Genomic DNA, 23,629 nt, shown 5'->3' with positions numbered 1-23,629 from the left:
TTATTTTGATTCCTATTTTACTTGCAGAAATTTTCCAGGCCTCTCCGGATCAGCAATAAACCATGCTGTCTGACCATTTGCATCCTTCCCTAAACGAGCTCCGGGTATTGGCGGATGTTGTCCGTTACCATTTTGCAGATGACCGTTAGACTTGACTTTAAAATGATCACTGTTTTTATCTGAAGGAATGAAGCCGATTTCACAGAGCTCAGATAAACTTTCTTTGAATTTTGAAACTACAAAGTCAACATCAGCATCAGTAAAGGCAAGTGTTAAAAAGCATGGAAAACCATCCATTATGTGAACTCCTTTATAACGCATCATTGCAAAAAGTAATTCAGTGTAATGTGGTTCTGTTTCCCATTTACCTTTGAATAAAGAACCAAAGGTTACTAATTTAAATGGAGAACCTAATTTTTTACTGTGTGCATTTACTTCGTCAACCAATCTTTGTGTTTTAGCATTAAGTTTCTCATATAGGGGCTTACCTTCTTTTTTAAGATACAGCAAGACCTCTTTCATTGCAGCCATAGCCAATGGGTGACGCACAAATGTGCCTGCAAAATAAGTAACACCTACTTCCGGTATAGAATGGTCACCATACTGCCAGAATCCACCATCTAAGGCATCCATGTATTGTTTCTTTCCTGCGATTGCCCCAACAGGCATATTCCCGCCAATTACTTTTCCATAAGTACTCAGGTCGGCATCAACACCATAATATTCCTGCGCACCGCCCAAACGTAAACGGAATCCTGTTATCACCTCATCAAATATCATCAATACATTATTTTCTTTGGTGAGTTTCCTAACCTCATGAATAAATTCCTTAGGATGAAAATCGGCTCTGCGTGACTGGATAGGTTCAATCATAACTGCAGCAATTTCGTCCATGCGCTCACGGATAATCTGTAAACTTTCTTCTGTGCCATAATCAAGAACAAGCATGTTTTGTACCGACTCTGGCATAATTCCCGCTGCTGCAGGAAATGATTTTAATTTTTTTGTTCCGCGAACAATCACTTCATCATTGATACCATGATACGATCCATTAAAACAAATGATAAGATTTCTACCAGTAACTGTTCTGGCTATTCTCATAGCACCGAGTACAGCTTCGCTGCCTGTATTGCAAAACCCTGCACGGTCATAGCCTGTTAGTTCACAAATTAATTGTGCACACTCTCCGGCAAGTGGAGTCTGCGGACCCAGTTCAACACCTTCTTCCAATTGTTTTTTCCATGCATTGAGTAACAAATCGCTACCCCAGCCAAAAAAGTTGGAGCCAAAACCATTCAACACATCTACGTATTCATTGTTGTCAATGTCCTGAAATTTTACTCCTTTAGATTTGTTAACTACAACCTGGTAGATAATTTCTTTTAATGCAGGCTTAAATCCGGTAACCACACGTGGATCGGCAAGTACGCTGCGATAGTCCTGGCAATATTTTTTTGAAGCTTTTGTTTTATCTGTATAAGCTGCAATAAATTGTTTCAGCCATTTTTCTTGCTCCGTAGTAATATCATCAGACGATGCTTTTTCAATTCTGGCAATTGCGCCAAATGGTTTTGCCAGTTCAGCTTTCTCATTCTCGCTGACATCTTCTTTTTTAGTATGAGATTTTATTTCAACAGCTTTTTCAATATGTGCCTGAACCGATGGCGCAAACTGTTGTAGTGGCTGATTCATTTGTTGCATCATCATCTGCATCATTTGCATTTGTTGCATCATCATCATCTGCATGGGGTTCATTCCTGTTGTTTGCATTACGGGTTGTTGCGTTGCCATATTGGGTTGCTGCATTGTCTGTTGCGATGCAACATTTGCTGCAGGCATTGCATCTGCAGGCAGTTTAGCATCCAAATGCGCAGCCAGTGATTGCAATGATGAGAACTCTTCATTGAGTTGTCTGAACGTAATTTTTACTCCATATTTTTTGCTGATGGTTAAGGCTGCTTGTGTCAGAAAAAGTGAATCCAGCCCTAAATCAAGGAAGCTTGCACTGCTGTCGTTGCCAAGTTCCATTCCTGACGATTCTTCCAGAATTGTTTTTAACTCTGCGGTGATAAGATCTTTTCTATTCATTGTTGTTGTATTCGATTGTTGATTATTTACATATCCTGAATTGTTATAAGAATTTTCAGGAGTTGAGTATGAGTTATCGGAATGAGTATTTGGAGTGGTTGTTATTGGGTCAAGCCAATACCTCTTTTTTTCAAAAGGGTAGGTAGGCAGCGCCATGCGTTTTCTTTTTTCAAGAGCATAAAAATTTTGCCAGTCAATAGCAGCGCCACTCATCCAAAGCTGACCTAAGGCAAAAAGTATTTGCTCCCATTCTGCATAATTATCTGCTGTATCACTCAGTGAAGAAATTGCTATTTGTTTGGCAGGTTCTTTTGCCTGTTGTTTAGCTAAAGTAGCAGCAGTATTTCTTGGCCCGCATTCCAATAAGATACGTTGTGGCTTGTCACTCCACAAGGTTTGAATACCTTCAGCAAAACGTACCGTTGCTCTGACGTGATTCATCCAATATTCCGGATTGGTTGCTTCAGCATCTGTAATCCATTTTGAAGTGGCTGTTGAAACAAAAGGTATGGTAGGCTTATTAAGTTTAATTGATTTTACTTTTTCAAGAAATGGTTTCAACATAGGCTCCATCATTGGAGAGTGAAATGCATGTGAAGTCACTAATAACTTCGCTGTTATTTCACGCTTTTCCAATGATTTTTGAAGTGCTTCAATATTTTCTGTCGGACCGGCAACTACGCAAAGTGCAGGACCGTTTATAGCTGCAATAGAACATGAAGAATCAATTTCCTTCTCAATCTCTGTAGCTGCCTTGCGAACACTTAACATACTTCCATGAGGCAGTTCCTGCATCATACGTCCGCGATTTGCAACAAGCATCAGTGCATCTTCTAAGGAAAATACTCCGGCAAAATGTGCAGCGGCAAACTCACCTATGCTGTGACCGATAAAACCCTTTGGTTGAATACCCCAGCTCATCCATAGTTTTGCTAACGCATAGCCGATAGTAAATAATGATGGTTGAGTATAGATAGTTTCTTTTAAAAGATTTTCCGCTTTTTCTTTATCAGCATCTTTTGGATAAAGAATAGTACGTAAGTCAATACCTAAATGAGGTTGCAAAATATTGCAGCATGTGTCAACAGCATCTTTAAATACTATTTCATCATCATACAAGTTTTTGCCCATGTTGACATATTGTGAACCTTGTCCGGGAAACATAAAAATGATTTCAGGATTGCCTGTTGTTAACTCACGCGAAGCAGTTTTTTTAGGATTAGCTTGTTGAATAGCAGATGCTATCTCTTGTACATTACCACCTGAAATAATTCTGCGATGATTAAAATATTTTCTTCCTGTTTGTAAAGTGTAAGCTATGTCTGCAAGACTGGCATTTGGGTTTTTCTCTAAAAAAGATTGTAGATTTTTTGTTTGTAAATCCAATGCATCCTTTGTTCTTCCGGAAAGTAAAAACAAATGTTTCTTTCGTGCAATGCCGGATTCAATTTTTTGAGGAGCTTCTTCTACTACCACATGAGCATTAGTTCCGCCAACACCAAAGGAGCTAACACCTGCACGTAATGGTGTACCATCTTCGGTGGTCCATTTTTTTAATGTGGAATTAACATAAAATGGAGAAGCATTAAAATCAATTGCCGGATTTGCTTTTGAATAATTCAGTGAAGCTGGGAGTATTTTATTTTTTAGTGCAAGACAGGTTTTAATAAGTCCTGCCACGCCTGCTGCCGGTGTCAGGTGTCCGATATTGGTTTTTACAGAACCAACAGCACAAAATTGTTTTTTGTCAGTCTTACTTCTGAATGCCTGAGTGAGTGCTTCAATTTCTATTGGGTCACCAAGCGGTGTAGCTGTTCCATGTGTTTCAATGTATGAAATGGAATCGGGTGACACACCTGCCTTGGCCTGCGCCATAGCAATAACTGCTGCTTGCCCTTCAACACTTGGTGCCGTAAAACTTGCTTTGTCGTTGCCATCATTATTTAAAGCTGCACCTCTTATAACTGCGTAAATCTCGTCACCGTCTTTTAAAGCATCTTTATATCTTTTCAAAATAACGGCCCCAGCACCATCACTAAAAACCGTTCCGTTTGCACCGGTATCAAATGCTCTGGTATGCCCGTCTTTACTAAACATCCCACCTTCATTATAGATATGACCACTGTTTACAGGGACTGTGATAGCCACACCTCCTGCCAATGCCATATCACATTCACGGTTCAAAAGACTTTCATAGGCAAGTGTCACTGCCGTGAGCGATGTTGAGCATGCCGTGTGTACACTCACAGCCGGCCCTTTTGTATTAAATTCATAAGCTAATCGGGTAGCAATATAATCTTTTTCATTGGCTGTCATTGTCTGAAATGAGCCTACGCGGTTAATTGCTTCCTTGTTATGAAAAACATTATTGGGAAAGTAAGTGTTGTTACCCATACCTGCAAACACTCCTATCAACCCGTCATACTTGTCAGGAGAGTAACCTGCATGTTCAATAGCCTCCCATGCTACCTGTAAAAATATTCTTTGCTGTGGATCTGTTACCTCAGCCAATCGTGGATTCATATTAAAAAACGGAGCATCAAATTTGTCGGCATCTTCAATAATACCTCGAACAGCCACATAATTTTCATCGTTTTTTTCTTCTTCCGACACTGCATTATCCAATTCCTGTTTCTTGAAAAATGATACAGTTTCTTTGCCGTCAACAATGTTTTTCCAGAATTCATCAACATTGTTTGCACCCGGAAAACGACCTGCCATTCCAATAACAGCGATACCGTCTTCGACATTTTCAATTTTGCCTTTTATATTGGATGAGAATCGTTCTTGTGCATTCTCGTAAAATGATTTTGTTGCAGATCCGTTATTTAAAAATTTTGTCAAAGAAAAAATATCAGGATGCTGATACATTTTAACAACAGGGAGGTCTAGATTATACTCCTGTCTAAGCTCGGCTATAAATTTTAATGCAAGAAGTGAATTGCCTCCAAGATCAAAAAAGTTGTCATTAATACCAACCTGATCAATCTTGAGTAACTTACTCCATGTCTTGGAAAACGTTTTTTGCAAATCTGTTTCCGCAGCAACAAATATAGTGCCTATGTCAGGTCTTTGATTTGATGGTGCTGGCAAACCTCTGCGGTCAATTTTTCCTGAAGGTGTGCGTGGAAATTCTTCAACCTGTACAAATGCCGAAGGCATCATGTATTCTGGCAGTTTGTCTTGCAGGAATTGACGAAGTTCTCCTGCTAAAATTTTCTTATTGAAATTCGGCAGACAGTATGCAACCAATCGTTTATCTCCGGGCTCATCTTCACGAGCAATTACAACAGCTTGTTTTACTGTTGCATGTTTATCGAGCGTTAATTCTATTTCGCCTAATTCTATTCTGTAACCTCTTACCTTTACCTGACCGTCAATTCTTCCGAGGTATTCAATATTGCCATCGGGCATATATCGGGCAAGGTCACCGGTTTTGTAAAAATACTTGCCTTGTGTATTAATAAATGGATTTTCAAGAAATCGTTCCTTTGTTAAATCATCTCGGTTCAGATAACCTTTTGCAACGCTTACACCTCCAATGTAAAGTTCACCTTCTTCATTATCTGCAACAACATTTCCATCGTCATTCAGAATATAAATTTCAGCATTATCAATGGGTTTACCAATTGAAGGCAATGCAGCCCATTCATCAGGATTTGAAGAAAGTTTGTATGCTGTAACAACGTGCCCTTCTGTTGGTCCGTAATGATTCCAAAGTGTGCAATTTTTATTTTTCTTAAAAAAGTTTCTGATAAACTGCGTTGATTGTAATTGCTCTCCTGCTGTTATTACTTCTTTAAGACAGCTTAAATCTCCTTCAAAATTTTCTGCAACTTCACATAAATGCTGAAGCGCAATAAATGGTAAAAACAGACGGTTGATTTTTTCGTCTGCAACAAAGTTTAAAAGGTTTATAGCATTCAACCGCATTTCATCTTCAATCATCACCAAGGTGCCACCACAGCTTAGTGTAGAAAAAATTTCCTGAAATGAAACATCAAAACTAATGGGAGCAAATTGTAGTGTTTTTGTTGAACCCAAAACTTTGGTATTTTTTAATTGCCATAAAATTAAATTAACCAAAGGTTTGTGAGGCATGGCTACACCCTTTGGCATTCCCGTTGATCCACTGGTAAAGAGTACATAGGCAATATCATCAGAAGAATGAACTAATGCTTGAGTTAGTGGTGAAGAATTATTTTCAAAAATTTCTTCAATTAAAATTTTTTCTGCCTCAGTTGTAGGTATTTTATTCGAAAGGTTTTTATTGGTTATGAGCAACGGCATTTGCGCAGTCTTAATCATATATTCCAATCGCTCTTGCGGGTATTCAGGGTCAAGAGGAACATATCCGGCACCTGCCTTCAGAATTCCAAGTACACCAACAATGAGATTACAACTGCGCTCAATACAAAGCCCAACAAGGTCACCGGGTTTTACTCCTTTGTTTATCAGAGATTGTGCAAGAATTCCGGCTTGCTTTTGTAGCTGCTTATAAGTTAATTTCTCAGAATGAAAATATACGGCAATTTGGTCAGGTGATTTAGAGGCCTGAATATCAAAAAAATCAATCAACAACATATCCTTGTTAAAGGGTGCTTTGGTAAAATTGTAATGGTGCGATTTCATTAAGTTGGTGGTTTAATAACTATTATGTGCCGCCCTTCGGTACAACTATATTGTACGGAAGCGAATATAATAAGTTTCACTTAATGTTTTAGTGATTTTTGGTGTATGTGCCCGATGGCAAATTGTAGTTTGAAAATCAGGATGTAAAAATTTAGCCAATTGAGTGATTACAGGGAGAAAAGACGGAGATTTGTTAAAAAAATTATTCAAATTGATTTGACTGTAATTCTGGCCCTGCATCATAAAAATATAGTGTTCCAAAGCCGGTATTGATATAGTTCTTCTCAGCAACAGTAAATCCCTGATTCCTCAACAACCCTTTGAATTTTCCCTGTTTTAGGTCATCAGTAGTTTTATGACCTCCAACCCATTGCAAGACCTTAAACCCTGCTGCCGAAAAAATAGTTTGAGGTTTTCCCCAATCCATTATAATCAAATGTCCGTCATTGGTCAATATTCGTTTTATTTCCTGCAAGGTTTTAATTTTTTCATCCGGAATTAAATTGCAGAACAACAAACTTGCAACTACTGTAGTGTTGCTTTTATTTTCAAACGGCAAAAGCGAAGCAGGCACATTAATCAGAGAAATTCTATGTTGCGGTAATTTATTCAACTTCCGCTCCAAAATGGACAGTGCTTTTTTATCAACATCAACTGCGTAAATCCGTGCAGCGGGGAATTTTTTTGCAATGGGCAGGGTAAGACCACCTGTACTGCAACCCAACTCAATTAAACTATCATTTTTTACTGTTTCAATTATGTTGATAATAACATCTCGTAATTTTTTTTCAGGCAACAAAATACCAAAAAGGAAATTATAAAAAGGTGTAAGAAAGTGAAAGCGTAGTGATGGAACAAACTCAGCCACTTCTTATGCTTTATGTGTACATTCCTCCATTCACATGTAGTACTTGTCCGGTTATATAGGTACTTAAGTCAGATGCAAAAAATAATACTGCATTAGCAATGTCATCCACTGTTCCACCACGTTTCATAGGTATAACATCTGTCCAACCTTTTACTGTTGCCGGGTCTAAGGCTCCGGTCATTTCAGTTTCAATAAAACCCGGGGCTATGGCATTACAACGAATATTTCGGGAGCCTAATTCTAATGCTACAGACTTTGTAAAACCTATCATTCCAGCCTTGCTTGCAGCATAGTTTGCTTGTCCGGCATTACCTTTTTCTCCAACAACAGAGGTAATGTTGATAATAGAGCCCGAGCGCTGTTTAAGCATTGACTTTTGAATATGTTTTGTGGTGTTAAAACAAGATTTAAGATTTGTGCGTATAACTTCATCAAATTGCTCTTCCGTCATTCGCATCAACAAATTATCGCGTGTTATACCTGCATTGTTTACCAAAATGTCTATCTTTTCAAAATCAACCAAAACCTGATTTATCAATTGTTCGGCTGCATTAAACTGTGAAGCATCACTTTGATAGCCTTTAGCTTTTACACCATGTGATTTTAAAGTATTTTCCAGCTCCATGCCTTTTTCAGGTGAAGACAAATAGGTAAAAGCAATATGTGCACCATGTTGTGCCAACATGAGTGCAATGCCTCTTCCAATACCACGTGAAGCACCGGTTATTAATACAACTTTGTTTTCGAGTAATTTCATACCATTAGATTTTGACAATTGAATTAAAGTTCTACATTTGCGGTTCAAATATATAGCTAAACTTTAAAAGTGATGAAAAAACTATTATTCAGTGTTGCTTTAGTAGCAATGGCGTTAACCGTAAACGCACAAAAATTTAAAATTGGTTTAGGTGGTGGCTTTAACAGCACCTGGCTGATGAATAAAAATGTTTTCGATGCTGATGACGATTTAAATGTTGCCATGTCTTTTGGCGGTCAGTTCGGTTTGAAAACTCAGTATTATTTTAATGACAAATTGGGATTAGAATTAGGTATTATGCGTGCCGGTCACAATCAGAAGTATGATTTGAATGATGGTAATGAACAACTTACTTTAAAATTGCGTTATATGGATGTGCCATTATTGCTTCGTTTAGGTGGTGATAAAGGTGGTTATTTTGAATTTGGACCTCAGTTCAGTTTTCTCAATAGTGCCAAGGATGTTGATGATGATGGCGATTCACATAATGTGAAAGGTTCACTTAAAGGGGCCAATGTTGGTATTGTAATTGGATTTGGTGTGGATGTTGATTTGAGCGAACAATTTACTTTGGCAGCAGGCATGCGTTTAGGTTATGGTTTCAGTGATGTTACCAAGAAATATTCCAATGCTATTGATATGGCAGCAGATATAGATGATATGTCAGGAGCTACTTATTGGGCAAATTTCAAAGATGGTACTTCCGGCAAATTCAGTTATAAAACAACTTCAAGAGTGTATGGTGGTATTCATTTAGGTGTTCTTTATACCATCCCTACAGGAAATTAATAACATCCATTAAATTATAAAATTAGCCGCTTCAATATTGGAGCGGTTTTTTTATGGATTAAGGTTTATTTATTTTTGGCATCATTTTAAATTTTTATAAGTAAAAAAAATGTGTGGCATTGCAGGGTTTGTTGATGAAATAGGTGATGGCGAGAAATTGCTTGCCACAATGCTTAATGCCATAGCACATCGTGGCCCCGATGCCTGTAAAACATACATCCATGAGAATATACATCTCGGACACAATAGGCTGAGCATAATTGATTTAAGTGCAAATGCCAATCAACCTATGCACGACAACGGCCTGACAATTGTTTACAATGGAGAAATATACAATTACATTGAGATTAGAACAGAACTGGAAAAGAGTGGAGAGGTCTTTAAAACAAAAAGTGATACAGAGGTAATTTTAAAAGCCTATCAGCGGTGGGGAGAAAAATGTGTTGAATATTTTGTTGGTATGTGGGCATTTGCCTTGTGGGATCAGCATGAAAATAAGCTTTTTTGCTCTCGTGATAGATTCGGAATAAAACCGTTTTACTACATAAATAGCAATAATAAATTTTATTTTGGGTCGGAGTTCAAGGCATTGAAGCCTACTCCTGTTTTTTCAAATGAAATAAATCAGTATCAGGTGTTGCGTGGCTTGCAAATGGGGTGGATCTGCTATGAGGATGAAACCTACTTTGATGTTATCAAAGCATTACCTGCAGCGCATAATCTGGTGTTTTATCGTGATAAAGCAGAGATTAAAATCTTTCGTTACTGGTCGTTGCAGACAGGTGTTTATTCCAATAAGAGTTTTGATGAAAAGTGCTCTGAGTTTTATGAGTTATTTTCTCAGTCAGTAAAGTTGCATTATAGAAGTGATGTGCCTGTGGCCAGTTGCCTTAGCGGAGGATTAGACAGCAGTGCCATTGTGAGTATGGTGCAAGAGCAGCATCCCGGAATGTCTTACAAGACGTTCAGCATTTATTACGAAGGCAAGGGTGATGTTGATGAGCGACCTTTTGTGAATGAGGTTCTGAAAAAATATCCTGCTCTGAAACCTTATTATTTTTCACCTACCGATAGTCAGGTGGCGGAGCATTTCCATCATGCTTTATATCATGCTGATATTCCAAGTACAGGTTCATCTTTTATTTCTCAATATTTTCTGATGAAACTGATTAAAGAACAAGGAATAAAAGTTGTGTTGGATGGTCAGGGTGCTGATGAATATCTGGCAGGATACAAACATACCTTTTATCGAATGGTTGCCGATGTGCTTTCTTCAGGACAAGTTAGTCAGGCGCTGGCGCTGACAGGCATTGTGGCAAAGAATCAAGAATTATCTTCTATGCAGCATTTAGCACATATAGGCAAAAGTATATTGAGTGTTGTAAACAGTGAACAAAAATTATATGCACTTGAATATCTGAAATATTATCCGTTTTTGGGTAAGGATAAGCATGTTCCATTTTGGTTAGACAAGGTTGATGGCAACAGAACTGATAACTTTTTATACCATCTTCTTTTTAATACAAGCTTACCATCACTGCTGCAATACGAAGACCGTAACAGCATGGCATTTTCTATTGAATCGCGAGTGCCGTTTTTAGATCACCGCTTGGTAGAATTTTCATTTGGCTTAAGCAATGCAGAGAAAGCTAATGGCATTTTTACCAAATGGATTATGCGCAGTGCCTTACAAAATGTATTGCCACCAAAAATTGCCTGGCGCAAGGATAAGAAAGGTTTTGTAACTCCCGGAGAAGTGAAATGGCTCAGAGGTCCTTTGGCACATTTAATAGAAAACGACTTTGGTAAACTCGATTTTCTGAATCAGAATAAGATAAAAAGAATAATTACAGACTATAAGAATGGCGACAATAGCTATGCCTTGCTGGTTTGGAGACTTTGCACATTAGCCTATTGGCAAAAACACTTCTGTTGATATTTATAAGTCGTTTGCTTTTTCAATCAATTCAGCAATATCAAGCACCTTTACAGAATCTTCTTTATTGAAATTTTTCACACCGTCAGTAAGCATTGTCATACAAAAAGGACAGCCTACGGCCACATAGTCCGGTTTGGCTTCCAAGATTTCTTCTGTACGTTCAATATTGATGTCTTTAGTTCCATTTTCCGGCTCTTTAAACATTTGTGCGCCACCTGCACCACAACAAAATCCGTTAGCACGGCTTCGTTTCATCTCAAATAATTCTGCATCCAATTTTTTAATCACATCACGAGGTGCTTCGTACACATCGTTGCCACGACCTAAATAACAAGGGTCATGGAATACAATTTTCTTTCCTAAAAATTTTCCGCCATTAACAATCAATTTACCATCATTAATCAATTGCTGAAGTAACATGCTGTGATGTATAACTTCGTAATGACCGCCTAACTGAGGGTATTCATTTTTAAGTGTATTAAAACAATGTGGACAGGCCGTGACAATTTTTGAAATATTATAGCCATTCATAATTTGAATATTCATCAACGCCTGCATCTGAAATAAAAATTCATTACCAGCGCGTTTGGCTGGATCACCATTGCAATTTTCTTCTGTACCAAGAACAGCAAATGAAATATTACAAGAGTTTAAAATCTTTGCAACTGCTTTTGTGATTTTTTGTGCACGCTGATCAAAACTTCCGGCACATCCAACCCAAAATAATATATCTGGTGATTCATTGGCCGCAAGAAAATCAGCCATTGTTCTTACTTTTAAGGTCATGGTGTATTATTTTCTAATCAATCTTCATTTTTCCAATTCAGGCGGTCAGCAGGTGAAAACTGCCATGGTGCCTGATTATTTTCAATTTTAGTAAACATGCCGTTGAGTTCTGCCGGAGCTTGCGATTGTTCCATTACCAAATACCTTCTCATATCAATGATGATCGAGAGGGGATCAATATTTACAGGACATGCTTCAGTACAGGCATTACAGGTTGTGCAGGCCCATAACTCCTCAGGTAAAATATAATCGTTTAGCAGAGCCTTATTATCGTCATGTTCCTTTCCGAATTTATCAATATTTTTTCCTACTTCGTCAAGGCGGTCACGGGTGTCCATCATAATCTTTCTTGGAGATAATAATTTGCCTGTTGTATTTGCAGGACAAACAGAAGTGCATCGGCCACATTCTGTGCAGGTATAGGCGTCCATCAATTGTTTCCAACTAAGATCGCGCACATCTCTGGCACCAAAGCGCATAGGAGTTTCAGTAGGTGGAGGAGGAGGCAATGATGGATCCATCATTAGCTTAACCTCATTGGTAACACTCTCTAAGTTTGTTAATCTTCCTTTTGGGTTCAGATTACTGTAATAGGTATTTGGGAATGCCATCAGAATATGAAAATGTTTAGAGAAGGGCAAGTAGTTCATAAATGCAAGTATGCCTATGATATGTGCCCACCAGCAAAACCTTTCAATAATAATTAATGATGAGGCAGACACACCGGTAAATAAATTGCTTAGTACGCTGCTTACCGGGAAAGAACCTGCCTTTATATAATGCGCTTCACCTGATTGTTGCAATAGAAAGTCACATGCATTCATAGTCAGAAATAAAGACATCAAAATAATTTCAGTAAAAAGAATAATGTTGGCATCACTACGTGGCCAAGATGTCATTTCCTTGCTCCAAAAACGTTTTAGTTTTAGAATATTCCTTCTTGCCAAAAACACGACACATGCTATAATTACCAAAACTGCCAGTATCTCGAATGACCCTATGAGAAAATCATAAAAGCCACCCATAAAAGATAATATTCTATGTGTACCAAAAATTCCATCAATTATTATTTCAAGTACTTCAATATTGATGATGATGAATCCTGCATAAACTATCAAGTGGAAAAAGGCTGCAACAGGCCTAACGGTCATTTTGCTCTGACCCAATGCAACACGAATCATTGTCATCCAGCGCTGAGAAGCATTGTCTGACCTGTCAAGAGGTTTGCCTAAAAAAATATTTCGCCTGATGCGTCTAATGCTCTTTCCGAAAATGAATATTCCGGTAGCCAGCACAATGGTAAAGATTATTCCCTGAATCATGTATTAGCGTAAATCAATTGATGCAAATGTAATTGAATATTGCTAATTAAAAACCAGCAGTAGTTAGAGGTCGGAAATGTTTAAGTAGTTTGAATCTTTCATAGGAGTGTTATTCATAGGTGTTATTTTCAAACAAGCTTGCAGATTGAGTACTTATATCAAAAATTAAAATTTTATTCTTTTTATGACTTGCTGCATTTAAATAACATTCTATATTTGTTACCAAGTTACGTTTGTGAAAAAAGTAATCTTATCAGTTTTTTTGTGTATTCTGCTAGGCCTATATAATGTATGCACAGCTATACCTATTGCAGGTGAAGAAGCCGATGTTTTTAGTAGAGATCCTGATTCACTTAGGCACCTTTTGTCTATAGAGACTGATGATACCTCAAAGGTTAAACTGTATTGCAACTTAATGGCAGTTTATATTGATGAAAAACTGGATTCTGCATTTTTATTTTTAGAACCTGCATTAAAGCTGGCAGAAAGTATTCAATGGAAGGAGGGTGTTGCCAGTGTTAAAACAGAAGGTGGACGATTGTACTGGCGTAAGGGAAAGTTTGAACAGGCTTTAAGTTATCATTATGATGCCTTGGTTCATTATATTAAAAAGGGTGAGCAAGCAAATATTGGAGCTCTCATCACCTACATTGGTCAGGATTATGCTGACTGGGGCAAATACCCTGAAGCTTTAGTTTATTTTAATAAAGCTGATTCCATTTTTCGAAAAACCGGAGATAAAAGAAAGCTGGCAGGAAACTATCTGCTCTTTGGGTTTGTCTATCAAAGTCAGGGCAGATATTCTGATGCTGTAAAAGTTAACTATAAAGCACTTAAAATATTTGAAGAATTAGGAGATCAGTATGGAAAAGCAATTGCAATATTTAATATTGGTGATGCATATAAGGATTTAGGAAATTACGAAAATGCGCTGAAAAACTATTTTGAAGGAGTCAGAGTTTTTGAAGAAGTGAAAGATAAGTTCAACCTTGCCACTGTTTATGTAAGTATTGGAAATATCTATATACTGAAAGGTGATTATGATGCAGCAACACAAAATAATAAGATAGCTTACTCAATTGCCAAAGGCATAAATAATGGTTATCTGATTGGTACTGCTTTACAGAGTTTGGGTGAGGTTTATTGGCAACAACTTAAATATGCAGATGCATTACCTTATTTTCTTGAAGCAGCAACAGCCTTCAGAGGGGTATCTGATTATTTTGATCTTTCACTGGCGTTAAGTAAGGTAGGAAGTTGCCAGACACAACTCAAACAATATGATGCCGCCAAGCAAAGTTTTAATGAAGCCTATCTGGTTGCCCAAAATCTTGATTCACGTGTACCGCTATCAGCCTATTATCAGGGATCAGAAGTGTTGGATAGTGCAACAGGTAATTGGGAGTATGCTTATAAAAATTATAAACAGTACATATCTTACAGAGACAGCTCGAATAGCACCGAGAGTACCAAAAAAATATTGGAGCAACAGATTAAATACGAGAATGATAAGAAGGACGCCTTGTTGATTGTGGAGCAAAACAGAAAAAGCGAAGTGCAGCGGGTAGTGCGAAATTCAATTATAGCAGGGGCATTAACTATGCTGGTTTTATTAATGGTGCTGTATAACCGATATAAGCTTAAACTTAGAACCAACAAAAAACTGCAGGAAGCTTATGATACTTTGCAAAAAACGCAGCAACAACTCGTTCAACAAGAAAAATTAGCTTCACTTGGCGCACTCACAGCAGGAATTGCACATGAAATTAAAAATCCACTCAATTTTGTAAATAATTATTCCGAACTGAGCAGTGAGTTAATTGATGAGTTTTTAGAAGCAACAGATAAAGAAGAACAACAGGAGATAGGAGTACACCTCAAGCAAAATTTGTTGAAGATTACCGAACATGGAAAACGAGCTGATAGTATTGTTAAGAATATGCTTAAACATTCACGTACCGGTAGTGGAGATAAACAACTTACAGATATTAACCTGATTTGTGAAGAGTATCTGAGTCTGGCGTATCATGGGATGAGAGCTAATGTGCCGGATTTCAATTGCGAATTAGTCTTTAAGTTAGAGCCAAAACTACCTATGGTTAACTGTGTTGCTCAAGATATTTCTCGCGTCATACTCAACTTGATTACCAATGCATTTGATGAAGTACATGAATGTGAGAAGTTGAAAAAAGAGAGCGAAAATTTTATACCAAAAATTGTACTGACAACATTTTCCTCTATGAAGATAATAGATAGAGTCAGTAAACAAGTAATTAAGATATCTGTTCGTGATAATGGAAGGGGAATTCCCGAAGAGTTAAAGCAAAGAATATTTGAGCCTTTTTTTACAACCAAACCTACAGGGCAAGGAACAGGACTTGGCTTGAGCCTGAGCTATGAAATAATTGAGTCGCATGGAGGTGTCTTTGAAGTTAACTCAAAAAAAGGAGAAGGTACAGAGTTCGTTGTTGTGTTGCCTTGTTAATCCGGAAAAGTAGTGTCAATTTTTTAAATTGCTATTTATTAATATTTTTGACAAAGCAGTAATATTTAACTGATTAATGTTAGTTTGAAAATTACATTAATGAAGTACTTTTGCATACGATTTTATTTATCCGATGAGTACAATTAAAATAGGAATACTGAGGGAAGAAAAAGTTCCACACGATAAACGCGTACCATTTAGCCCTGAACAATGTAAAGCTATTATGTCAGATTATCCTGGAGTGGATGTTGTGATTCAACCTTGCAACTATCGTGCTTTCAGGGATGATGAGTATAGGAGGGAAGGAATTGTTTTGCAGGAGGATTTATCAGATTGCGATATGCTCATTGGTATCAAAGAAGTTCCTAAAGATAAACTAATTGCAGGTAAAAAATATCTCTATTTTTCTCACACTATAAAAAAACAACCGCATAATCGCGAAATGTTGAAGAAAATTATTGAGGATAAAATTACACTCGTTGATTATGAATGCTTAGTTGATGATCATGAAAACCGCATTATTGGTTTTGGACGTTATGCAGGTATTGTAGGGGCATACAATGGTATCATGGCCTATGGCTTAAAGTATGGACTGTTTAATTTAAAAGCTGCACATCAGAGTTTTGGTATTGAAGAATTGCATAAAGAGTTAGACAGTATTAAACTTCCGAATATTAAGATAGTAATTACAGGGGGTGGACGTGTTGCCAATGGTGCAATTGAAACAATGGGAATGCTAAACATTAGAAAAGTTACTCCTTTCGAATTTCTGAATTATTCATTCCGTGAACCGGTTTATGTTCAGCTGCATTCCGAAAATTATTACGAACGAAAAGATGGGTCTGATTTCTTGAAGTCCGACTTCTATCACTATCCTGAAAAATATAATTGTACGTTTTGCGACCCCGGATCATATTCTTCATTCACTGATTTATTGGTGCATTGTGCGTATTGGAATCCTAATGCTGCTGCACTGTTTACAAAAGAAGACATGCGTAGTCCGACATTCCGTATCAGCGTTATTGCTGATGTAACTTGCGATATTAACGGGAGTATTCCTTCTACACATCGTGCAACTACTATTGACGATAAATTTTATGGCTATAATCCCATAAATGAGAAAGAAGAAGAAGCATTCAGCACAGATACAATAACAGTCATGTCTATTGATAATCTTCCTTGCGAATTACCGCGTGATGCATCTGAAGGTTTTGGCAAGCATTTAATTGAACGCATTATTCCCCTTTTGATAGGTGATGATAAAGGAAATGTGATTTATAGGGCAACCATAGCTCGTAATGGTGAATTGACTCCACGGTTTGCATATCTTACAGATTACATAAGCTGATATTTATCCTTTTTTAAGAACCTCGATTGTTGCCTTTGGGTCAGTAGAACTAAAAACAGTATTTCCTGCAACAAGTACATCAGCACCTGCAGCAATAAGTTTTTTGAAATTGTTCAGGTCAACACCACCATCAATTTCTATAAGTGTTTTTGAGTTGTGAATGGCAATCAGTTCTTTCAACTCGTGAATTTTTCTGTAAGTATTCTCTATAAATTTCTGACCGCCAAAACCGGGATTCACGCTCATCATACAAATTAAATCGGCTTCAAAAATAATATCGCTTAATGATGCTACAGGAGTATGTGGATTTATGGCCACTCCGGCTTTCATACCTTCTTTTTTTATCTGTTGTAAGGTTCGATGCAGATGTGTTGATGCTTCTAAATGAACGGTAAGTACATCGGCACCTGCTTCCCTAAATTGTTCAACATATCTCTCAGGTTTTACAATCATGAGATGCACATCCAAAGGCTTTTTAGCATGTTTCTTAATGGCTTTTATCACCGGAAATCCTAAAGATATGTTGGGTACAAAAACGCCATCCATAACATCTACATGAAACCAATCGGCAACGCTGGTGTTTATCATTGTCACATCAACACTTAATTGAGAAAAATCGGCCGAAAGAATTGATGGAGCAATGAGATGCATAAGTAGATGTTTTGGCAAAGCTAACCAATATCCATAAAAAAAGAGCCTGACGGCTCTCTTTTTAAAATTCAAATCAAATAACTATTGGGACTAATTCATTTTTGAAGGCACAACCATTCTAAATTCAGGTATCTTAACATAAAACATTTTATTATCGTTAAGGCGTTCCATAAGATAGGTGCCATACATTTTTCCTATTTCCGTATTCAGGTTGCAGCCCGAAACATATTGGTAAAGCTGACCAGGTTCAATAACCGGTTGTTCTCCTACAACACCCTCGCCTTCAACTTCACGTCTGGCATTATCGCTGTCTATGATATACCAATGTCTGCGTTTTAATTTAATACTTTCTTCGCTTTCGTTTGAAATGGTAATCCTATAGGCGAATACATAATGATGTTGAACAGGGTTGGAGTGGGTGGGTTGAAAAAAAGTTTCAACCGTTACTTTTATTCCCGCTGTTACCTCCGTTGACATATACATGATGTGTTGTTGTAAATAATGGATGTAAAATTAAACGTGCCTTTAAGTAAAATGGGGTTGTTTTGGTAAAAGTGCTGTTTTACAGGGCGAAGGTTAAATTTAGCCATATAGGCATTATTAAAGCAAGCAGTTTTATGGTGAAAACTATTAAAATTAGTGTTAAAAATGAAGGTGAAAATCAATTTTAATTGAAGTTTTGTCTTCGCATGTTACTTTTAAAAACAAAAAAGCAGGTGTTTCCTGCTTTTTTGTTTTTAAACATTATATAAGTATCAATTGTCTTGTGTATCTCTTCTGTCTTTAAGCTGACGTAGTAATTCTTTCTTGAAATCTTCTTCTGCCTGATAAAGCATAGCAACTTTTTTAATGGGCAGCACTTGTTTAAACTGGGCATGATATTTTTTCAAAATATCCAATTCGTTTTGTCGGAAAAGAATTTCATCGTCCACAACTTTTTCTACTTCTTTATCAGATAACTGATCAAAGTCTTGTCTGGCACCTCGTCTGTCGCCTTTACGTTTTTGTCGCAGTGTGCTTAGCTCATCTTGAAATTGATTATAAACAGGCCAAAACTTTTTTGCTTCGTCTTGTGTTAGGCTCAGTTTGTTGGTGATGAATCCAATTTTCATGGCTTCAGCCTTGTTTCTTCTGTCCATTTTCTTTTGACCGGGTTGCGCTACTGCCATACCTGCAAAAAGGATAATTAGTGCTGCAATTCCTGCTGATTTCATCATTTTAAATGTCGTTGATATCATAACTTAAGTCACTATAGTTTTCAATAAGATAATTTATTGTTTCAGCGTCAGCATTGTTATCTGTAGGCGCAATAGATTCTAACTGATCGGTGTCTAACATGTCGCTCAATTCATTAACATTTAAAGAATCAACATTTACTGCAACAAAGGCATATTGATTATTATCTGTTTTGTATTGATTATACAAATAAAAACTTCCAGCTAAAAGTATTACAGACAAACCTATTGCAAATTGCGGTTTCAGCAATTTGGAGAACAAAGTTTTAAATGTATTGGTTTCAGTCTGTTTGATTTTTTGTTGAATGGCTGAAGGTAGCTGCTCAAAATAATTTTCTGGAGTATCAAAAAGATGCTTCTTTTCTATTGATGACAGCAACGGTGCTTTATCCTTCAATTCATTGTAAATTTCATCTTTCATAGTAATTTGATGTTTTTAATTAAAAAAGGTTTAAAATGACTGTAAGAATTTTTCAATTTTTTGTGCTGCATGATGATAAGAAGCTTTAAGGGCACCTACTGATGTGCCAAGAACCTCGCTCATGTCTTCGTATTTCATTTCATCATAGTATCTGAGAGAAAATACCACTCTCTGTTTTTCCGGTAAAGATAATATTGCTTTTTGAAGTTTTAATTCTAATTCATTGGCTTTTAGAGACGGTTCATGCTCTGGTTTTTCTGTCAATTCTGCTTCAACATCATGAATAGGAATAAAAAAACGTTTCCTTTTGTTTTTCAGAAATGTATAACATTCATTGGTAGCAATTCTGTAAAGCCAAGTATAAAGTTGTGCATCGGCCCTGAAATTTCCTAAGGCTTTCCATGCTTTGATAAATGTGGTTTGTGTCAAATCATCGGCATCGTCATGATCTACAACCAAATGCCTTACATGAGCATAAATTTTCTGCTGATACTTCCTGACAATGAGGTTAAATGCATAATCGGCATTACCGTTATTAAATTGCTCTAGCAGTTCCTTATCTGAGTAGTGATTCAATGAAAAACCGATTTGTCCTATTCTTTAAATAAAAAAGATTCCCGGTGTTTCACAGGGAAAAAATTAGCCAGCCAATTCCTTTTTGCGTTGCAAAACCTGTTCAACAGCAAAGACAATATTCTTACTGTCGAGTCCGTATTTTGTCATAAGCGCATCAGGTGTTCCACTTTCACCGAATGTGTCTTTTACTCCAACCATTTCTACTGGTGAAGGCGAATGACGTGCCAATAACTGACAAATACTATCTCCAAGCCCTCCGTTTATCTGATGTTCTTCTGCCGTTACTGCACATCCGGTTTTTGAAACTGATTGTATGACTGCTTTTTCATCAAGAGGTTTAATGGTGTGAATATTTATTATTTCAGCAGAAATGCCCATATCGGCAAGTGCCATTCCGGCTTCAATAGCTTTCCAAACCAAGTGACCTGTGGCAAAAATGCTTACATCACTACCTTCATTCAACAATAATGCTTTACCTATTTCAAAGGGTGTATTCTCAGGAATAAATACCGGCCAGGATGGGCGTCCAAAACGCAAATAAACAGGCCCAATATGTTTTGCAATAGCAATGGTGGCTGCCTTGGTTTGATTATAATCGCATGGATTAATGACAGTCATACCGGGCAACATTTTCATCATGCCAATGTCTTCAAGTATCTGATGTGTTGCACCATCTTCGCCTAATGTTAGACCTGCATGAGACGCACATATTTTTACATTTTTACCTGAATAAGTAATTGATTGCCTTATCTGGTCATAAACTCTTCCGGTGGAGAAATTTGCAAACGTTCCGGTAAAAGGAATTTTTCCGCCTATGGTCATGCCTGCAGCTATTCCCATCATATTAGCTTCGGCTATACCACATTGAAAAAACCGCTCCGGAAACGCTTTCTGAAAAGCATCCATTTTTAACGAACCTGTAAGGTCAGCGCATAATGCCACAACATTGGGGTTTGCTTTCCCAACTTCTAACAACCCTGCGCCAAAACCTGAACGGGTATCTTTTTTTTCGGTGAAAGTGTATTTTTTCATTGCAAAATTTTATTTGTTGATGTTAACAGTGATTCCCGATCCTGAGGTGATGCGGAATGTTTTTTCTATTGTATAAATTGCTTCTTTCGAGATTTTTGGTCTGAATACTACTCTGTAGTTTCCGGGTTGCAGTAATATACTTTCGTGGGTGTTGGTTTCGCTAAGGTTACAAACCCAGTTAAGCTTGTTGTCTTTTTCCAGATATACACTTCCGTAGCCAACAGAAACAGATTGAAACGTTGCCATACCCGGATTTGGTATCTGAACGGTAGTGGTTTTGCTCTGTGCAATGTTTACATCATTGATAATTAGCCTTGGCAGACATAATACTTCAAGGTCGTAATTTCCGGTGAGGTAGCGTGTTGTTGTGTTAAAAGCCTGAACATGCAGGGTTTGACTGTCGTCTTTTTTTCTGACAATGCATTGAAGGTTTTTATAATCACTTGTGCCGTCAAATTTTAAAAACAAATCACCCTGCGGACAGTCTATGCCAATAGTGTTGTGTTTGCCGGCAACAATTTTATTGCTGTCTTTTCTAACAGGCGGAATGGTGTTTACAACAATATCATAAGTACCCAATGGATCAATCAGTAAAGTATCCGGTAGTCCTTTGGCATTCAGCGTATGAATAAAATTATAGCGTAAAGCCCCTGAGTAGGTGTCATAAAAGGTCATATTTACATTGGTTTCTGTTGGCCTGTGTTTTTCATCCAGCAGGTTAACCTGAACAGTTGTGTTGTTTAATGCTTGTGAAATAACAACATTGAAAACAGTTCGGAATCCTGTTTCATCAACTGCATCATAATAATTGCCAACACAATTAAATACGTCTTTATACTCTTTAGAAAGTCCGAGTCCGATGACAAAAGGTTTGAGAATAATTCCTTTTCGTTGTAACATTAGCGAAACTGCACACGGGTCACCATTACATTCTTCTATACCATCGGTAATGAGAATAATAATATTTCGTGCCGGGTCGGCTGGAAAGTCGTTGCCACATTCATTAAGCGATTGAGCAATGGGTGTTGTACCACTTGGATTGATTTCCGATAGTCTTTTTTTAATCAGATAGGCTTTGTTCTTTCCAAAAGGAACTTCAAGTCTGGTGTCATCACAATCCTGTGGTGGAAATTTTTTGGTGTGACCATAAACACGCAAAGCCATTTCAACATTGGTAATTTTATCTAAGCTGTCAACCATCTCAGACAATAGCTTTTTGGCTATTTCAAATCGGGTATTTGTTTGCCATTGTGCATACATGCTTTGTGATGCATCAAATAAAAACTCGATCCGTGTAAGAGGTAATGAATTATTTTTTTGCGCCCCGACAGTTGATATAAAAACAATAATATATAACAGAAGGAAAAAAAGTTTCCTAAAGAGCTGCATAATAATTTTTTTTACCGACATTCTATTAATAATCGCCAATGGTTTCAGGCAGTTGTGCCAGTGCTTGTTTTAGCTGTTCATCGTTTGGTGCAATGCCATGCCATTTGTGTGAACCCATCATAAAGTCAACACCAAAACCCATAACAGTAGTCATTAATATAACGACAGGTTTGCCATTTCCTGTATGCAGACGTGCATTTTGGAGTGTTTCAACTACTTGCTTCATTTCGTTTCCATTCATCTGAAGCACATGCCATCCAAATGCCTCCCATTTTGCTTTAAGGTTGCCTAATGAAAGAACATCATTCACAGCACCGTCAATCTGTTGGCCGTTATAATCAACTGTAGCAATAAGGTTATCAATTTTTTTAGCGGCAGCATACATCATCGCTTCCCAAATCTGACCCTCCTGTAGCTCTCCATCACCATGCAGTGAATAAACAATGGTATTATCGTTATTTAATTTTTTTGACTGAGCTGCACCAATAGCAACACTAAGCCCCTGACCTAGTGACCCTGATGACATACGAACACCAGGTAGCCCTTCATGTGTTGTTGGGTGACCCTGTAAACGACTGTTGATGCTGCGGAATGTTGATAATTCTTTAATATCGAAATAGCCGCTTCTGGCTAAGACACTATACCACACGGGTGAGATATGACCGTTTGAAAGGAAAAAGAGGTCCTCGTTTTTACCATCCATGCTAAAACCTGCTGGATTGTGTTTCATAATTTCAAAATAAAGGGCAGTTAGAAAATCGGCACAACCTAAAGATCCACCGGGGTGTCCGCTTTGAACGGCATGTATCATGCGAACAATATCGCGTCTGACTTGAGTGCTGATTTTAACAAGCTGTTCTGTTGTGGGCATGGGATAAAAATTAGGCTCCAAAACTCGGTAAAATGCGTGTTGAACAAAAAGGAAGTTTTTAACAAAAAATCATTACTCAGTATGGAAAGTTTGAGGAGAAAAAATAGCTTTTAAATCTATAAGGAATTAAGATTTATAAAATAGAGGCATCAATAGGAAGCCATACTTCCACAATATTGTAGTATGTTTTAAAAAGTCAGCTTGTTATGGCTGATAATTTTTACTTATCCTAAGTATATCAGAAAGAATAAAAAGGCAAAAACCAAAATCATCCATACGGCAGTAAATGCGCCAGTGCCGCCTTCATATAAAAACGTCTGTCCTTTTTCTTCTACGTGGTGATGTCCCATTGTTTCAAATAATTTTTGCAAAGATAATTCTCAGGAACTTAATTCGCAATATTTTGAGGCAGCAAATTTTTTAGCAGGCCATAAGTTATG

General features: G+C 37.4%; 18 protein-coding genes. 4 read left to right on the top strand and 14 right to left on the bottom strand.

The features are described from left to right. Positions 1 to 12 precede the first annotated feature (12 nt). The 3 genes from V9G42_12395 to fabG all read right to left on the bottom strand — a co-directional run bounded on the left by V9G42_12395 (position 13) and on the right by fabG (position 8,345). A complete protein-coding gene (locus tag V9G42_12395; GenBank protein MEI2760221.1) occupies positions 13 to 6,720 on the bottom strand; it encodes an amino acid adenylation domain-containing protein in 6,708 nt (2,235 codons plus the stop codon). Between the two features lie 202 nt (positions 6,721 to 6,922). Further along, positions 6,923 to 7,588: an L-histidine N(alpha)-methyltransferase gene (locus tag V9G42_12390; protein MEI2760220.1), complete on the bottom strand. Its 666-nt coding sequence runs from the start codon at positions 7,586 to 7,588 to the stop codon at positions 6,923 to 6,925. 10 nt (positions 7,589 to 7,598) lie between these two features. After that, a complete protein-coding gene (gene fabG / locus V9G42_12385) occupies positions 7,599 to 8,345 on the bottom strand; it encodes a 3-oxoacyl-[acyl-carrier-protein] reductase (GenBank protein MEI2760219.1) in 747 nt (248 codons plus the stop codon). Between the two features lie 72 nt (positions 8,346 to 8,417). Here fabG and V9G42_12380 point away from each other — a divergent pair, with 72 nt between their 5' ends. Continuing rightward, a complete protein-coding gene (locus tag V9G42_12380; GenBank protein MEI2760218.1) occupies positions 8,418 to 9,134 on the top strand; it encodes a porin family protein in 717 nt (238 codons plus the stop codon). A gap of 109 nt (positions 9,135 to 9,243) precedes the next feature. Continuing rightward, entirely contained in the window at positions 9,244 to 11,070 is a 1,827-nt protein-coding gene (gene asnB, locus V9G42_12375; GenBank protein ID MEI2760217.1) for an asparagine synthase (glutamine-hydrolyzing), read from the top strand. Between the two features lie 3 nt (positions 11,071 to 11,073). Here asnB and V9G42_12370 read toward each other — a convergent pair whose 3' ends face one another. Next, a complete protein-coding gene (locus V9G42_12370; protein MEI2760216.1) occupies positions 11,074 to 11,859 on the bottom strand; it encodes a (Fe-S)-binding protein in 786 nt (261 codons plus the stop codon). Positions 11,860 to 11,876: 17 nt separating this feature from the next. Next, on the bottom strand, positions 11,877 to 13,181 hold the full coding sequence (locus V9G42_12365) for a (Fe-S)-binding protein (GenBank protein ID MEI2760215.1): 1,305 nt from the start codon (positions 13,179 to 13,181) through the stop codon (positions 11,877 to 11,879). A 235-nt stretch (positions 13,182 to 13,416) separates the two neighbouring features. Here V9G42_12365 and V9G42_12360 point away from each other — a divergent pair, with 235 nt between their 5' ends. Beyond that, positions 13,417 to 15,666, top strand: a complete 2,250-nt coding sequence (locus tag V9G42_12360; protein MEI2760214.1) for a tetratricopeptide repeat protein — start codon at positions 13,417 to 13,419, stop codon at positions 15,664 to 15,666. A gap of 133 nt (positions 15,667 to 15,799) precedes the next feature. Further along, positions 15,800 to 17,014 carry an NAD(P)-dependent oxidoreductase gene (locus V9G42_12355; protein ID MEI2760213.1) on the top strand — a complete coding sequence of 405 codons (1,215 nt, stop codon included), beginning with the start codon at positions 15,800 to 15,802 and terminating at the stop codon, positions 17,012 to 17,014. Between the two features lie 3 nt (positions 17,015 to 17,017). Here V9G42_12355 and rpe read toward each other — a convergent pair whose 3' ends face one another. The 9 genes from rpe to V9G42_12310 all read right to left on the bottom strand — a co-directional run bounded on the left by rpe (position 17,018) and on the right by V9G42_12310 (position 23,539). Beyond that, a complete protein-coding gene (gene rpe, locus V9G42_12350; protein ID MEI2760212.1) occupies positions 17,018 to 17,665 on the bottom strand; it encodes a ribulose-phosphate 3-epimerase in 648 nt (215 codons plus the stop codon). A 90-nt stretch (positions 17,666 to 17,755) separates the two neighbouring features. Further along, positions 17,756 to 18,142, bottom strand: coding sequence for a Co2+/Mg2+ efflux protein ApaG (gene apaG, locus V9G42_12345; GenBank protein MEI2760211.1), 387 nt, complete (start codon positions 18,140 to 18,142; stop codon positions 17,756 to 17,758). A gap of 278 nt (positions 18,143 to 18,420) precedes the next feature. Next, a complete protein-coding gene (locus tag V9G42_12340) occupies positions 18,421 to 18,882 on the bottom strand; it encodes a hypothetical protein (GenBank protein MEI2760210.1) in 462 nt (153 codons plus the stop codon). A 1-nt stretch (position 18,883) separates the two neighbouring features. Beyond that, on the bottom strand, positions 18,884 to 19,321 hold the full coding sequence (locus V9G42_12335; GenBank protein MEI2760209.1) for a hypothetical protein: 438 nt from the start codon (positions 19,319 to 19,321) through the stop codon (positions 18,884 to 18,886). Between the two features lie 30 nt (positions 19,322 to 19,351). After that, a complete protein-coding gene (locus V9G42_12330; GenBank protein ID MEI2760208.1) occupies positions 19,352 to 19,897 on the bottom strand; it encodes a sigma-70 family RNA polymerase sigma factor in 546 nt (181 codons plus the stop codon). Between the two features lie 63 nt (positions 19,898 to 19,960). Beyond that, positions 19,961 to 20,929 (bottom strand): transketolase C-terminal domain-containing protein, encoded by a 969-nt coding sequence (locus V9G42_12325; protein MEI2760207.1) that lies wholly within the window; start codon positions 20,927 to 20,929, stop codon positions 19,961 to 19,963. A 9-nt stretch (positions 20,930 to 20,938) separates the two neighbouring features. Continuing rightward, on the bottom strand, positions 20,939 to 22,318 hold the full coding sequence (locus V9G42_12320; protein ID MEI2760206.1) for a VWA domain-containing protein: 1,380 nt from the start codon (positions 22,316 to 22,318) through the stop codon (positions 20,939 to 20,941). 25 nt (positions 22,319 to 22,343) lie between these two features. Beyond that, positions 22,344 to 23,189 carry a transketolase gene (locus V9G42_12315; GenBank protein MEI2760205.1) on the bottom strand — a complete coding sequence of 282 codons (846 nt, stop codon included), beginning with the start codon at positions 23,187 to 23,189 and terminating at the stop codon, positions 22,344 to 22,346. 224 nt (positions 23,190 to 23,413) lie between these two features. Then, positions 23,414 to 23,539, bottom strand: a complete 126-nt coding sequence (locus V9G42_12310; GenBank protein ID MEI2760204.1) for a hypothetical protein — start codon at positions 23,537 to 23,539, stop codon at positions 23,414 to 23,416. Positions 23,540 to 23,629: the final 90 nt, after the last annotated feature.

The sequence above is a fragment of the Bacteroidia bacterium genome (assembly GCA_037045145.1).
Lineage (GTDB): Bacteria > Bacteroidota > Bacteroidia > AKYH767-A > OLB10 > OLB10.
The sequence above is the reverse complement of the archived record's forward strand: the minus strand, read 5'-3'. Positions and strand labels throughout refer to the sequence as shown.

Excerpts from the sequence above, each read along its gene's own strand:
- apaG (MEI2760211.1), bottom strand. The coding sequence starts at position 18,142 with ATGTCAACGGAGGTAACAGCGGGAATAAAAGTAACGGTTGAAACTTTT.
- asnB (MEI2760217.1), top strand. The coding sequence starts at position 9,244 with ATGTGTGGCATTGCAGGGTTTGTTGATGAAATAGGTGATGGCGAGAAA.
- V9G42_12380 (MEI2760218.1), top strand. The coding sequence starts at position 8,418 with ATGAAAAAACTATTATTCAGTGTTGCTTTAGTAGCAATGGCGTTAACC.
- V9G42_12395 (MEI2760221.1), bottom strand. The coding sequence starts at position 6,720 with ATGAAATCGCACCATTACAATTTTACCAAAGCACCCTTTAACAAGGAT.
- rpe (MEI2760212.1), bottom strand. The coding sequence starts at position 17,665 with ATGCATCTCATTGCTCCATCAATTCTTTCGGCCGATTTTTCTCAATTA.
- V9G42_12355 (MEI2760213.1), top strand. The coding sequence starts at position 15,800 with ATGAGTACAATTAAAATAGGAATACTGAGGGAAGAAAAAGTTCCACAC.
- V9G42_12320 (MEI2760206.1), bottom strand. The coding sequence starts at position 22,318 with ATGCAGCTCTTTAGGAAACTTTTTTTCCTTCTGTTATATATTATTGTT.
- V9G42_12315 (MEI2760205.1), bottom strand. The coding sequence starts at position 23,189 with ATGCCCACAACAGAACAGCTTGTTAAAATCAGCACTCAAGTCAGACGC.
- V9G42_12340 (MEI2760210.1), bottom strand. The coding sequence starts at position 18,882 with ATGATGAAATCAGCAGGAATTGCAGCACTAATTATCCTTTTTGCAGGT.
- fabG (MEI2760219.1), bottom strand. The coding sequence starts at position 8,345 with ATGAAATTACTCGAAAACAAAGTTGTATTAATAACCGGTGCTTCACGT.
- V9G42_12365 (MEI2760215.1), bottom strand. The coding sequence starts at position 13,181 with ATGATTCAGGGAATAATCTTTACCATTGTGCTGGCTACCGGAATATTC.
- V9G42_12310 (MEI2760204.1), bottom strand. The coding sequence starts at position 23,539 with ATGGGACATCACCACGTAGAAGAAAAAGGACAGACGTTTTTATATGAA.
- V9G42_12370 (MEI2760216.1), bottom strand. The coding sequence starts at position 11,859 with ATGACCTTAAAAGTAAGAACAATGGCTGATTTTCTTGCGGCCAATGAA.
- V9G42_12335 (MEI2760209.1), bottom strand. The coding sequence starts at position 19,321 with ATGAAAGATGAAATTTACAATGAATTGAAGGATAAAGCACCGTTGCTG.
- V9G42_12325 (MEI2760207.1), bottom strand. The coding sequence starts at position 20,929 with ATGAAAAAATACACTTTCACCGAAAAAAAAGATACCCGTTCAGGTTTT.